Origin of the sequence: Pseudomonas sp. PP3 (genome assembly GCF_905336995.1) — a bacterium.
Lineage (GTDB): Bacteria > Pseudomonadota > Gammaproteobacteria > Pseudomonadales > Pseudomonadaceae > Aquipseudomonas > Aquipseudomonas reinekei.
Genome location: NZ_HG995459.1, coordinates 4,910,388 through 4,923,266, shown reverse-complemented (window position 1 = coordinate 4,923,266; position 12,879 = coordinate 4,910,388). Strand labels below are relative to the sequence as shown.

10 protein-coding genes are annotated in these 12,879 nt (G+C 59.9%); 6 read left to right on the top strand and 4 right to left on the bottom strand.

Going from position 1 to position 12,879, the window contains the following annotated elements; all coding sequences use genetic code 11:
- The first annotated feature begins 74 nt into the window (after positions 1 to 74).
- Positions 75 to 971 (top strand): NAD(P)-dependent oxidoreductase, encoded by an 897-nt coding sequence (locus KHO07_RS22380; RefSeq protein ID WP_212625578.1) that lies wholly within the window; start codon positions 75 to 77, stop codon positions 969 to 971.
- Here KHO07_RS22380 and KHO07_RS22375 read toward each other — a convergent pair.
- Complete coding sequence (locus KHO07_RS22375) at positions 928 to 3,144, bottom strand: bifunctional diguanylate cyclase/phosphodiesterase (protein WP_212625577.1); 2,217 nt, start codon at positions 3,142 to 3,144, stop codon at positions 928 to 930. The genes KHO07_RS22380 and KHO07_RS22375 overlap by 44 nt on opposite strands.
- Positions 3,145 to 3,437: 293 nt before the next feature.
- Here KHO07_RS22375 and KHO07_RS22370 point away from each other — a divergent pair, with 293 nt between their 5' ends.
- Positions 3,438 to 4,790: an MFS transporter gene (locus tag KHO07_RS22370; RefSeq protein WP_212625576.1), complete on the top strand. Its 1,353-nt coding sequence runs from the start codon at positions 3,438 to 3,440 to the stop codon at positions 4,788 to 4,790.
- Between the two features lie 358 nt (positions 4,791 to 5,148).
- On the opposite strand, the gene rapA is transcribed toward KHO07_RS22370, so the two are convergent.
- Positions 5,149 to 7,995 (bottom strand): RNA polymerase-associated protein RapA, encoded by a 2,847-nt coding sequence (gene rapA, locus KHO07_RS22365; RefSeq protein ID WP_150732170.1) that lies wholly within the window; start codon positions 7,993 to 7,995, stop codon positions 5,149 to 5,151.
- Between the two features lie 230 nt (positions 7,996 to 8,225).
- Between rapA and KHO07_RS22360 the strand changes: the two genes are divergently transcribed.
- The 3 genes from KHO07_RS22360 (at position 8,226) to ccoM (ending at position 9,089) form a co-directional block, all read left to right on the top strand.
- Complete coding sequence (locus KHO07_RS22360) at positions 8,226 to 8,567, top strand: aspartate-semialdehyde dehydrogenase (RefSeq protein ID WP_212625575.1); 342 nt, start codon at positions 8,226 to 8,228, stop codon at positions 8,565 to 8,567.
- A 100-nt stretch (positions 8,568 to 8,667) separates the two neighbouring features.
- A complete protein-coding gene (locus tag KHO07_RS22355; RefSeq protein WP_092267318.1) occupies positions 8,668 to 8,829 on the top strand; it encodes a hypothetical protein in 162 nt (53 codons plus the stop codon).
- A 143-nt stretch (positions 8,830 to 8,972) separates the two neighbouring features.
- Positions 8,973 to 9,089, top strand: a complete 117-nt coding sequence (gene ccoM / locus KHO07_RS29405; RefSeq protein WP_056856105.1) for a cytochrome c oxidase subunit CcoM — start codon at positions 8,973 to 8,975, stop codon at positions 9,087 to 9,089.
- 168 nt (positions 9,090 to 9,257) lie between these two features.
- On the opposite strand, the gene KHO07_RS22350 is transcribed toward ccoM, so the two are convergent.
- Positions 9,258 to 10,733, bottom strand: coding sequence for an inorganic phosphate transporter (locus tag KHO07_RS22350; RefSeq protein WP_150732172.1), 1,476 nt, complete (start codon positions 10,731 to 10,733; stop codon positions 9,258 to 9,260).
- A gap of 378 nt (positions 10,734 to 11,111) precedes the next feature.
- Positions 11,112 to 11,312 carry a hypothetical protein gene (locus tag KHO07_RS22345; RefSeq protein WP_075949566.1) on the bottom strand — a complete coding sequence of 67 codons (201 nt, stop codon included), beginning with the start codon at positions 11,310 to 11,312 and terminating at the stop codon, positions 11,112 to 11,114.
- A 677-nt stretch (positions 11,313 to 11,989) separates the two neighbouring features.
- Here KHO07_RS22345 and pcaR point away from each other — a divergent pair.
- A complete protein-coding gene (pcaR, locus tag KHO07_RS22340) occupies positions 11,990 to 12,832 on the top strand; it encodes a pca regulon transcriptional regulator PcaR (protein WP_150732173.1) in 843 nt (280 codons plus the stop codon).
- The last annotated feature ends 47 nt before the right edge of the window (positions 12,833 to 12,879 follow it).

The window sequence follows — 12,879 nt, the reverse complement described above, 5'->3', positions numbered from 1 at the left end:
TTCTCGGGGGAATCCTTTCCTAAGTCATGATAAATCGGCCAGGATTTGGCGATCTTTAATCAAAAGGAGGCAAAATGATGTCAATGCTACCTTCGCTGGGTTTTGCTGGAATTGGCTTGATGGGGCTGCCGATGTGTCGGCGATTGCTCGCGGCGGGTTACCCGCTGACGGTGTGGAACCGCAATCCGGCCAAGTGCGCGCCGCTGGTCGAGGCCGGGGCGCGGCAGGTCACGACGCCGGCCGAACTGTGTCAGCACGCCGATGTGGTGATGCTGTGCCTGGCGGACACGGCGGTGGTGCGCGAGGTGGTGTTTGGCCCTGCAGGTGTTGGCAAGGGGGCGAAAAGCGGCCAGTTGCTGGTGGACTTTTCCAGCCTGGAACCGACGGCAACGCGAGAAATGGCTGCCGAGCTTGTCAGCCAAACCGGCATGGGTTGGCTTGATGCGCCGGTGTCGGGCGGTGTAGTCGGTGCGGAGGCCGGCAACCTGGCGATTATGGTGGGCGGTGAGGCCGCAGCGCTTGAGCGGGTCAAACCGGTGTTGCTCAGCCTAGGTCAGCGCGTGACGCACATGGGCGCGGTCGGAGCGGGGCAGGTGACCAAGGCTTGCAACCAGATGATCGTGGCCTGCAATGCCCTGGTGATTGCCGAGGTGGTGGCCCTGGCAGAGCGCTCGGGGGTCGATGCGAGTTTGATCGCCGAAGCGCTGGCCGGTGGTTTTGCCGATTCAAAACCGCTGCAGATTCTCGCGCCGCAAATGGCCGAAAGCCGTTTCGAACCGGTGAAGTGGCACGTGCGGACGTTGCTCAAGGACCTGGACACCGCGGTGAAATTCTCCCGCGAGCAGGGTTCGGCTACCCCGGTCAGCGGTCTCGCCGCGCAACTGATGCGGCTGCATGGGGCGCAGGGGTATCTGGAAAAAGACCCGTCTACATTAGTGCAGATGTACCGTGAACCAGACTCAGCGTCGTGACCGAGTATGCGTTTTTACGCTGGTTGATTTCTTTCAGCACCGGGTGCAACTCGGCGAGCGGCACCGGCCGGCTGAGCAGGTAGCCCTGAACGTAGTCGCAACCCTGGCTTTCAAGAAACTGGTACTGCTCGAAGGTTTCGACGCCCTCGGTGACCACATCCAGGTGCAGGGTGTGGGCCATGGCGATGATCGCCTGGACAATCTCCATGTCCTGGGTCGAATTCGGGATGTCCTGGATGAATGATCGGTCGATTTTCAGCGTGTTGAGCGGCAGGCGCTTGAGGTAGGCCAGGGACGAATAACCGGTGCCGAAGTCATCGATGGACAGTGACACGCCGAGGGCGCGAATCTGCCGCAGCAACACCAGCGTATCGGCGATGTTGCCCATCAGCGCGTTCTCGGTCACTTCCAGTTCCAGCCGTTGCGGCGCAACCTGGGCATCCAGTAGCGCCTGTTCGATCTCGGCAGCCAGTTCTTCGCGGGCCAGGGTCAGGGGTGAACAATTCACGGCGATCCTGAGCTCCTCGCAACCCTGGCGCGACAGCTCGCCGAGGTCTTCACAGGCCTTGCGCAGCACCCAGTGATCGAGTTCGGTGATCAGGCCGTTGGCTTCGGCGATAGTAATGAAGCGGTCCGGGGCCAGGAAGCCGTGGGTCGGGTGTTGCCAGCGAATCAGCGCTTCGAGTTTGCTGACCTGGCCGGTTTTGAGGTCGTAGATCGGTTGGTAATAAAGCAACAGGCCGGCGTCTTCGCGCAGGGCGTGGCGCAGCTCTTCTTCCAGTTGCAATTCCAGGGTGGCGCGGGCCTTGAGGTTGGCGCTGAAAAAATTCAGGCCGTTGCGTCCGCTGCCCTTGGACTGATACAGCGCCAGGTCGGCGTTTTTCAGCAGCTCTTCACAGGTTTTGCCGTCTTCCGGAAAGACACTGATGCCGATGCTGGTGGTCATCACCATGCGCCGCCCGGCGAGCTCAATGGGCTCTTTCATTTTTTGCATGATGCGCTGGGCCATATGCCGCGCTTCTTCGCGATCATGCAGGTCGATGAGGATGCAGAACTCATCGCCACCGAAACGTGCCACGACATCTTCGTGGCTGCGGATCGAGCCTCTGATGTGCCCGGCGAGGACCTTGAGCAGTTCATCGCCGGCATCGTGGCCAAGGCTGTCGTTGATCCGCTTGAAGTGGTCGATGTCGAGGAACAGCACCGCGAGCATGCCGCCCTCGTTGGTTTTCTGGCTGAGTTTTTCGGCGAAGAGCTGGTTGAAACCGCGACGGTTGATCAGGTTGGTCAAGGGGTCGTAGTGCGCCACCTGTTGCAGGGACATACGCGCCTGGTCCAGTTGGCTGAGCAGCGAATTGACCCGTTGCAGATCGTTTTCCTTGTGCTGCAGCTTTTTGTCCGCCAGCGCCGCGCTGATGCTGCTGCCGATAATCAGCAGCGTCATGATGGCCACGGTCAGGCCCAGTTGCAGGTGGTTGTTTTCCCCCGGCGCGGTCAGGAGGCTGCCAGTGGGCAGCACCAGATTGAAGGCGGCCATGCCGGTGAAATGCATGCTGATGATGCCGGCCCCGAGCACCAGGCTGGCGCCGTACTTGAGCAATTGATGAAAAGCCCCTGTGCCATTGCGCAAGTAAGTCGACAGCAGCAGCGCCGCCAGGCTGGCGCCGATGGCGATCACGATCGAAAGGCCGAACAGCAGCGGTTGATAGTAGGTCTGCGCCGGTGTACGCAGTGCCGACATGCCCACGTAATGCATGGCGGCGATGCCCAGGCCGATACCGATGGCGGCCCTGAAGCATTGCCACAAGCTCAGTTGCGTATGGCTGAGGGTGTGCATCGCCAGCCACGAAGCGAGCAGGGCGATCAGCAGGGAAACGAGGGTGATGGGCAAGTGGTAATGGATAGCGACAGGCGCCTGGAACGCCAGCATGCCGATGAAGTGCATGGCCCAGATTCCGCCCGCGAGGCAGCCGGCGCCGACCCAGCGCCAGAGTCGTTGTGAGGCCTTCTTTTCTGCGTGAGCCACCCGCTCGGCCATGTCCAGCGTGGCAAAACTGCCGGCGCAGGCAACCAGATAAGCCAGCAGCACCAGAAAAGGGTCATGAATGCAGTTGAGTATGACCTGCCCACTCTCTGGCAGCTCGGTAATGAAATGCAGACCAAGCCACTCCATAGCATGCCCCGTCGTTGTCTTCCTGACCGGCACAATGAGTGCCAGCGAATGACATGGAGTATAGAAGGAGACGGGGGAACGCAAGCCGTAGTGGCACATTGGCCTGCAATCCTTTTGGAATTATGGCTAGATCGTTTAGAAATAAAATGTTGCACGGGCCACGGCGGATCCGATGGCCGGGTATCAGCTTTACGAATAATTACAGACAGCAGTGGGGCGCCTGACTAGATTGCAGGTTCCGGGCTCGGATGCACTGGCAGTGAAGCCCCCATAACAATAAATGAGACGGACCCATGCAGAACTCGACCCAAGCGGCGAATGCCTGGCGCATTCTGTTCCTGCTGTTCCTGGCCAACCTGTTCAACTTTTTCGACCGCACCATCCCGGCCATCATCATCGAACCGATCCGCATGGAATGGCACCTGAGTGACTTTCAACTGGGGATCATCGGCACCGCATTCACCATCGTCTACGCCATTGCCGGCCTGCCCCTGGGACGGATGGCCGACACCGGCTCGCGTGCCAAGCTGATGGGCTGGGGCCTGGCAGCATGGAGCGGGTTGACGGCGGTCAACGGCATGGTGGGCAGTTTCTGGAGTTTCCTGATCGTGCGCATGGGCATCGGCATCGGCGAAGCCAGTTACGCGCCCGCCGCAAATTCGCTGATCGGCGACTTGTTCCCGGCTCACCGTCGGGCGCGGGCCATGGGCATTTTCATGCTCGGCCTGCCCTTGGGCCTGCTGCTGGCGTTCTTCACCATTGGCGCGATGGTCAAGGCTTTCGACAGCTGGCGCGCACCCTTCTTCATTGCCGCCGTCCCGGGGCTGATCCTTGCGGTCTTCATGTTTTTCATCAAGGAGCCGAAGCGCGGCGCCGCTGAAAGCGTGCAGGTTTCGCAGGAGAAGGTTGACCGGCCGATTCGCCGGGTGCTGGCGGTGCCGACCTTCCTCTGGCTGGTCATGGCCGGGCTGTGCTTCAACTTCGCCACCTATGCCTGCAACTCGTTCATGGTGCCGATGCTGCAGCGTTATTTCCTGATGCCGTTGCAGGAAGCCGCAGTGGCGACCGGGGTGATCGTCGGCGTGACCGGGTTGTTCGGCCTGACGCTGGGTGGCTGGGTCGCCGACAAGATTCATCAGCGGGTTGCCAATGGACGTCTCCTGTTTGCGGCGTTCAGTCTGATCATCTCCACGGTCTGCACGGCTTGGGCGCTGCATTCGGGACGGATAGAGATCGGTGTGTTCGTGGCGGTATTCAGCGTAGGCTGGTTGTTTGCCTACAACTTCTACACCTGCGTGTACACGGCGATCCAGGACGTAGTCGAGCCACGCTTGCGCGCCACGGCCATGGCGCTGTTCTTTGCCGGTTTGTATTTGCTCGGCGGTGGATTGGGGCCGGTGGTGGTGGGTGGGTTGTCCGACCACTTCGCCCACACGGCGATGCTCGCGGCTGGCGCTGGGCAGATGACCGAAGCGTTCAAGGCTGTCGGCCTGCACGACGCGATGTACCTGATTCCGGTGGCGCTGTTCTTCACCATGGTGTTTCTGGTGCTGGCTTCGCGGTGTTTTGTGCGCGATGCCAAGCGGATGAAGGAGGGGTTGGTGGCAGTGGTTGGGCCTGAGGTTCCAGCGGCTGCGGCTTTGTAGCCATCACGCAAAACCTGTAGGAGCCGGCTTGCTGGCGATTGGATGCGGCGTTTAACCAGACCATACGCGTCATCGGTAACGACCATCGCCAGCAAGCCGGCTCCTGCGGGGCGCGCGACCCACCCCAAAAAAAGGCTCGCATCGCTGCATAATGCTGTTCAGTTAAGAGATAGAGCGAGCAATCAGTAACCTGTGGCGAGGGAGCTTGCTCCCGCTGGACTGCGTAGCAGTCCCATTTTTGGGGGCGCTTCGCTCCCCAGCGGGAGCAAGCTCCCTCGCCACAGGTACAGTGTTCGTCCTTAAATGAATAGCATTACGCATCGCTGCGGGCCTTTTTATTACCGGTGGAGCAGGGGGCTTAACCCGCCACCAACACCCGGATCGCTTCCAGTCGCAGCGCAGCCTTGTCGAGCATGGCCAGGCCTTGCTCGCGTTGTTTGCGCAGGGCAACCAGTTCGCTGTCACGAACGGTCGGGTTGACCGCTTGCAAGGCGGTCAGGCGCGCCAGTTCTTCGTCGGTGTCGGCGGCCAGGCGACGTTGCGCCTCTGCCACACGCTCGGCGTGACGCGGGAAGATCTTGTCTTCGCCGGCATTGATCCGTGGTGTCAGCTGATCGCGCTGAGCCTGGATGAACTTGTTGGCGCTGGCGCGCGGAACGCTTTCCAGTTGATCGTTCAGGGTCTCGAACGACACCCGGGCCGACAGGTCGTTGCCATTGGCATCGAGCAGGCAGCGCAGCGCCGCCGGCGGCAAGTAACGGCCCAGTTGCAGCGAGCGCGGGGCAACCACTTCGCTGACGTAGAGCAGTTCCAGCAACACGGTGCCAGGTTTCAGCGCCTTGTTCTTGATCAACGCCACGGCGGTGTTGCCCATGGAGCCGGACAGCACCAGATCCATACCACCCTGGACCATCGGGTGTTCCCAGGTGATGAACTGCATGTCTTCGCGAGACAGCGCCTGGTTACGGTCGTAAGTGATCGTCACGCCTTCGTCGTCGCCCAGCGGGAAGCTGGCGTCGAGCATTTTTTCGCTCGGCTTGAGGATCAGGGCGTTTTCCGAATGGTCCTCGCTGTCGATGCCAAAGGCGTCGAACAGGGTTTCCATGTAGATCGGCAGGGCGAACTGGTCGTCCTGTTCAAGAATGTCTTCGACCAGTGCGTCGCCTTCGCCAGCGCCACCGGAGTTGAGCTCCAGCAAGCGGTCACGACCGGTGTGCAGTTCGGCCTCCAGGCGCTCACGCTCGGTGCGCGCCTCGTCGATCAGCGCTTGCCACTCGCCATCGTCGGCTTCTTCCAGCAACGGCAGCAGGCGTGGGCCGAACTGGTGCTGCAAGGCGTTGCCGGTCGGGCAGGTGTTGAGGAACGCGTTGAGCGCTTCGTGATACCACTGGAACAGGCGCTCTTGCGGGCTGGTTTCCAGGTACGGCACGTGCAGTTCGATGGTGTGCTTCTGGCCGATCCGGTCCAGACGACCGATACGTTGTTCCAGCAGGTCCGGGTGGGATGGCAGGTCGAACAGCACCAGGTGGTGGGAGAACTGGAAGTTGCGACCTTCACTGCCGATTTCCGAGCAGATCAGCACTTGCGCGCCAAATTCTTCATCGGCGAAGTAGGCGGCGGCGCGGTCACGCTCGAGGATGTTCATGCCCTCGTGGAACACCGTGGCCGGAATGCCGGAGCGCACGCGCAGGGCGTCTTCCAGGTCCATGGCGGTTTCGGCGTGGGCGCAGATCACCAGCACTTTGGTGCGTTTGAGCATTTTCAGCTGATCGATCAGCCACTCGACACGCGGGTCGAATTTCCACCAGCGCTCTTCTTCATTGGCGTCCGGCTGAGCCTGGAAGCTGACTTCCGGATACAGCTCGGCGTGATCGCCCAGCGGCAGTTCGAGGTATTCGTCCGGGCATGGCAGCGGGTACGGGTGCAGTTTACGCTCCGGGAAACCTTGCACGGCGGCGCGGGTATTACGGAACAGCACGCGACCGGTGCCGTGACGGTCCAGCAGCTCACGCACCAGACGGGCACTGGCTTCAGTGTCGCCATCGTTGACCGCTGTGAGCAGGGCCTCGCCTTCGTTGCCGAGGAAACCGTGGATGGTCTTGTGTGCTTCAGGCGACAGGCGACCCTTCTCCAGCAACTCCTGAACGGCTTCGGCCACCGGACGATAGTTTTCGCTCTCGGCGCGGAAAGCGGCCAGGTCATGGAAACGGTTCGGGTCGAGCAGGCGCAGTCGGGCGAAGTGGCTGTCCTGGCCGAGTTGTTCCGGGGTGGCGGTCAACAACAGCACGCCGGGAATGGTTTCAGCGAGTTGCTCGACCAGCGTGTATTCAGGGCTGGCCTGGTCTTCGTGCCACACCAGGTGATGCGCTTCGTCGACCACCAGCAAGTCCCAACCGGCCGCGAACAGCGCGTCCTGAGCCTTCTCGTCTTCCACCAGCCATTCCAGGGCCACCAGCGCGAGCTGAGTGTCTTCGAACGGGTTGGAGGCATCGCTTTCGATAAAGCGCTCTTCGTCAAACAGCGCAACCTGCAGGTTGAAACGGCGACGCATCTCCACCAGCCACTGATGCTGGAGGTTTTCCGGGACCAGGATCAGCACGCGATTGGCGCGGCCCGAGAGCAGTTGGCGATGGATCACCAGACCGGCCTCGATGGTTTTGCCCAGGCCTACTTCGTCGGCCAGCAAAACCCGCGGTGCAATACGGTCGGCCACTTCGCGGGCGATGTGCAGTTGATGCGCGATCGGTTGCGCACGCACGCCACCCAGGCCCCACAGCGAGGACTGCAGCTGGCGGCTGGTGTGTTCGAGGGTGTGATAACGCAGGGCGAACCAGGCCAGCGGGTCGATCTGCCCGGCGAACAGTCGGTCGCTGGCCAGGCGGAACTGGATGAAGTTCGACAGTTGGGTTTCCGGCAGGGTAACCACTTCGTTCTGCGCGTTGAGGCCGTGGTAGACCAACAGGCCATCGACGTCGTCGACTTCGCGAACGGTCAGTTTCCAGCCTTCGAAGTGAGTGATGGAGTCACCCGGCGAAAACCGTACGCGGGTGAGGGGCGCATTCCTTAGCGCGTACTGGCGGGTGTCGCCAGTGGCCGGATAGAGCACGGTCAACAAGCGGCCGTCCTGTGCCAGAACGGTGCCCAAACCCAGCTCGGCTTCGCTGTCACTGATCCAGCGTTGCCCCGGTTGATACTGCTGCGCCATGCTGCCTGACTCCCACCTTGAAAAAGCGGGCTATCTTAACGGAATCAGGTCTCCAGACCAAAGGAATACCTGTGTAGAAGCTGCCGTAGGCTGTGATTCTATGATCCTCAGGGCCTGAACAAATCGTAGCTGGCGACCGTTATTGCAGTGTCGATTGGGTCACAGTTTGCGACCGATGGCTCAAGTCGCCATCCACGCAGCCGACACCCTGCTGACAGGAGACCAAAAACATGCTGCCACCGATGCTCCCCCTGAGTGCCGTGCCGATCACCTCACAGCACGACCCGGTCCGCCCGCGCCCGGACATCGCCCCTGTGGTGCCCGTACAGGAAAGCTCCACGGACAGCACCATCGACCTGAAAAATCGCGACCCCGACGAAGCCGCCTTGCTACTGCGCGAAGAACAGCGCCGCAAGCAAGAACAGGAACGGCGTCGACGTGAAGCCGACGAAGACCCAGAAGCGCACCTGGCCATTCCCGGGGATGAACTCAATGCCGACAACACCGTGCCGGTAGCGCCCTTGATGGAAGATCAGCCCCGTCAGGGTTTGTGGGTCGATATCGAGATTTGAGCGAGTGGCTGGTCAGCGCCGTCGCCAGACCGCATTATTGGCGCAAACCTGCCGAGCGAAGCGGCAGCTGAATTCATTTTCAAGCGATGCACTGAACGCCATGAGCCAAGACGACAAACTGATCGACCTCAATGCCGAACGCGCCAAGCGTGTCCATGACCTCAACGACAAGCGCCTGAATGAAGTGCGTCAGGCCTTCGAGCAAGCCATGCCGCTGGGCAAACCGAAGAAAAAGCCGAAGAACAAACCGAAAAAACGTTGAATCCCCCTGCATCGTTTGATGCAGGTCAGTTTTTCCCCTCCTTTGAGCCCTGTCTTGGGCGACATTGATCCCGGTCAATATTCTCTCCTGCCCATTTGGGTAACTTAGCCCTATCGCAACAGGGCAAGAGCAGGAGACGCGTCATGTTTTTCGACAACGTGGTGATCGCCGGAGTGCTGACCGTCAGCCTCATGTTCGTTTTTTTTGCAGGATTCGGATTTTTTATCTGGAAGGATTCGCACAAACGGAAAAAGCCGTAGGTCTTTCCGGATGCAATGAGCACGCAAGGCATTTTGGGCAACTTCGGTTGCCCTTTTTTTTGCTCTGAAGAATCTATTGGCATGCACCGATCCCCAGTAGACGCGAAGACATCGGCAATAAAAAAGGCGCGGTCCTTGCGGAACGCGCCTTTTTCGTTCGGCTGCTGATCAGCTGCCGAGTGCCTTCGAGGCCAGCCAGAACAATCCGGCCGACAGCGCGACCGTGGCTGGCAGGGTCAGAACCCAGGCCAGCAGGATGGTTTTGACGGTGCCGCCTTGCAGGCCGCTTTTGTTGGCGACCATGGTGCCGGCAACACCCGAGGACAGCACGTGGGTGGTGGACACCGGCAGGCTGAAGATGTTGGCCATGCCGATCAGGCTGGCGGTGGTGATCTGCGCCGACATGCCCTGGGAATAGGTCATGCCCTGCTTGCCGATCTTCTCACCGATGGTCAGTACCACGCGTTTCCAGCCAACCATGGTGCCCAGGCCCAGGGCCAGTGCAACCGCCAGAATCACCCAGAACGGCGCGTATTCGGTGGTGGTGGTCAAGTCCTTGCGCAGCTTGTCCAGGTCAGCCTTTTCACGGGGTGCCAGGCCAGGCAGCTTGCTGACCTTTTTCGCCGTGTCATCCAGGCAGAGCAGGTAGCGACGTACTTCGATGCGGCTATCAGACGGCAGCGAGTGGTAGTCGGCTACACCCTTGAGGGTGCTCAGCAGCGCGGCGATGGTCGGCTCGGTCTGCTGCGGGTTGCAACGGAATTTCTCCGGCAGATCGCCTTCCACGCTTTTGCCCAGGGCCAGGAACTCGCCCAGGGTCTCGGCGTTGCGCTGATAGAACTGGTTCAGGTGCAAAGTGGCGTCGCGGGTACGTTCGATCTGGTAGGTGGTGCTGTTCAGATCAAGTACGAACTGCGCCGGCACGATGCCGATCAGTACCAGCATGATCAGGCCGATACCTTTCTGGCCATCGTTGGAACCGTGCACGAAGCTCACGGCCATGGCCGAGATCACCAGCACCAGGCGGTTCCAGAACGGCGGGTGTTTCTTGTCGTCGATCTTGCGGCGCTGCTCCGGCGTCTTGTGCATCTTCGACAGCGGACGCCACCATTTCAGGCCGATCAGAATCAGCGCGGCAATCAGAAAACCTGCCATTGGCGAGAACACCAGCGACATCGCGATATCGATTGCCTTCTGCCAGTTCACGCCATCGGCCAACGGGATATCGTTGATCAGGGCGTTGGCCAGGCCTACACCGAGGATCGAGCCGATCAGCGTATGGGAGCTGGAGGCAGGGATACCGAAGTACCAGGTGCCCAGGTTCCAGGCGATGGCGGCGGCGAGCAACGAGAACACCATGGCCAGTCCGTGACCGGTGTTCACATTGATCAGCAGCTCCACCGGCAGCAGGTGGACAATGGCATACGCCACGCCAACGCCGCCCAGCAACACGCCGAGGAAATTGAACACACCGGAAAAGAACACCGCCAGATGAGGCGGCATCGCTTTGGTGTAGATAACAGTGGCGACCGCGTTAGCGGTGTCATGAAATCCGTTGATGAACTCGAAGGCGAGGACAAAAGTCAGGGCGAGCAGGAGGCTCACTAGCACCCAAGCATCCAGTCCGCTGAATAAATCGATCATGAAGGTTTTCTGACCCGGTCATAAGGGGGGCGGGATTATGCCAGAAAAGCGTGTCAATCAATGCACTAGCTGCTCGTCGGTAACATTCTTCAACGAATTAATTGACGCCGAAGCCCGGCACGCCAATGGTTTTCAGGGGTGTGCAAGTCGTTGAATTTCTTTGAAAACGCCTATGGCACAAGGGTTTCGCTCGCCTGATGGCGGGTTCTGAACGCTTGTGTGAAATTTCTGAGATGAGGGTCAGATATGCACCCTTTACCCTGTCAGATGAGGAAGGGAGCCGCTGCCCGCTCGTAGCGGGCGCAAAAGGCAACATCCATACATCCCGCTTTTAACGGGTGCAATCGTAGACCCTTGAAAGAACTCGAACCGAGGCCGTCAAGGCTCTTCGGCTTTGAGTTCCTTTTCCATTTTTTCAAGTTCTTGCTTGAAAACCTGATCCTGAACGGTGGCGCGTTTACGCCAGGGTTTGCGTTCCGGTTCGGGCTGGGCGGCGTAGGTGGTGACTTCCCCGCCGTAAACTTCCTTGTAACGTTGTTCCTGGCGCTCAAGTTCCACGCGCAGTTCTTCTTTCGTCACAGTGCTACCTGATTGAGTTGAGATAAATTCTGGTGATACGCGCTGCATTCAATGTATTGACCATGCTCGACGCAACGACAAGGCCGGTGAAGGCATCGTTTTACGGCTGGGCGATCAATACGTCCATGTTGCAGGCGGCCACGGCACCAGAGATAAACAGCTGACGCAGCATCAGCTTCCAGTTTCAGCGAGCGCATTGACGATGCAAATGCAGTCAGCGTCGGGCGCTTGCCGGGGGCGGCAGCGATGGAACATCGTGCCACCGGGTAGCGGAGTCGGCCAGTAGAAAACCGTTTGGCTACTGATTTGCATTATAGCGAGCGATTCACAGAACTCTATCTCCAAAGAGTTAAAAGTTGGTCGTGATGTGTGATTGTTTTGTTACTCGTAACTTTCACTGCCAACTAGAACACGCAATGATGTCACTGTGCAGTGATGTCTTTCTGGCGCCATTAAGTCGAACAACTTTGGGCAAGTACATCGACTGTGTTAACTGTGCACGCTGGCGGCAGCGAAAATATTTATCCCGCTCTTTCGTCGTCGGAATTTCAGGGTGCCAGCGATTGCGATTATCGGTCGATGGTTCGATAATCGCCCAATCTTGGCTGGCCGGGGTTGTGCGCCGGACCGATAGCCGCTTGTAATAGTCGCTGATCCGTGTGGGACAAGGACCTTATATGAACGATCAATTGCGTAATTCTTTCGCTTCTGTGGCTCCGCCCATCGTCGCTTCGCCTGCCAAGCGGATCCAGGCTCTGACCGGTGATCCGGACTTCATGACTTCGCTGGCGCGTGGGCTGGCGGTCGTGCAGGCGTTTCAGGAGCGCAAACGGCACCTGACCATCGCCCAGATCAGCCACCGCACGGAAATTCCCCGCGCCGCCGTGCGACGTTGCCTACATACCCTGATCAAACTCGGCTACGCCACCACCGACGGCCGCACGTACTCTCTGCTGCCCAAGGTGCTGACCCTCGGCCATGCCTACGTCTCCTCGACGCCGCTGGCGGTTTCGGCCCAGCCGTACCTGGACCGCATGAGCGAACAACTGCACGAGGCCTGCAACATGGCCACCCTGGAAGGCGATGACATTCTGTACATCGCCCGCTCGGCGACCACCCAGCGCCTGATTTCGGTCGATCTCTCGGTCGGTGGGCGCCTGCCGGCCTATTGCACGTCGATGGGCAGGATTCTTCTGGCGGCGCTGGACGACACGTCCCTGGGCGAATACCTCGACCACGCCGATTTGCAGGCCAAGACCAGTCGCACGATTCACACCCCCGACGCATTGCTCGAATGCCTGCAGGAAGTCCGGCAGCAGGGCTGGTGCATCGTCGATCAGGAACTGGAGCAAGGCCTGCGCTCGATTGCCGTGCCGGTGTATGACGCTTCCGGACAAGTGGTTGCAGCCCTCAACGTCAGCACTCACGCGGGCCGGGTCAGTCGCAATGAGCTGGAGCAGCGCTTCCTCCCCGGTTTGTTAAGCGCCAGCCGCGACCTCAGCGCTCAGCTGTTTGCCTAAGGTGTTCGATAATCGCACGGAGTCGCGCCCGGTGAATTGACGCTGTT

Coding starts and splice junctions, on each gene's coding strand:
- KHO07_RS22380 (WP_212625578.1), top strand. CDS start 75: ATGATGTCAATGCTACCTTCGCTGGGTTTTGCTGGAATTGGCTTGATG.
- KHO07_RS22375 (WP_212625577.1), bottom strand. CDS start 3,144: ATGGAGTGGCTTGGTCTGCATTTCATTACCGAGCTGCCAGAGAGTGGG.
- KHO07_RS22370 (WP_212625576.1), top strand. CDS start 3,438: ATGCAGAACTCGACCCAAGCGGCGAATGCCTGGCGCATTCTGTTCCTG.
- rapA (WP_150732170.1), bottom strand. CDS start 7,995: ATGGCGCAGCAGTATCAACCGGGGCAACGCTGGATCAGTGACAGCGAA.
- KHO07_RS22360 (WP_212625575.1), top strand. CDS start 8,226: ATGCTGCCACCGATGCTCCCCCTGAGTGCCGTGCCGATCACCTCACAG.
- KHO07_RS22355 (WP_092267318.1), top strand. CDS start 8,668: ATGAGCCAAGACGACAAACTGATCGACCTCAATGCCGAACGCGCCAAG.
- ccoM (WP_056856105.1), top strand. CDS start 8,973: ATGTTTTTCGACAACGTGGTGATCGCCGGAGTGCTGACCGTCAGCCTC.
- KHO07_RS22350 (WP_150732172.1), bottom strand. CDS start 10,733: ATGATCGATTTATTCAGCGGACTGGATGCTTGGGTGCTAGTGAGCCTC.
- pcaR (WP_150732173.1), top strand. CDS start 11,990: ATGAACGATCAATTGCGTAATTCTTTCGCTTCTGTGGCTCCGCCCATC.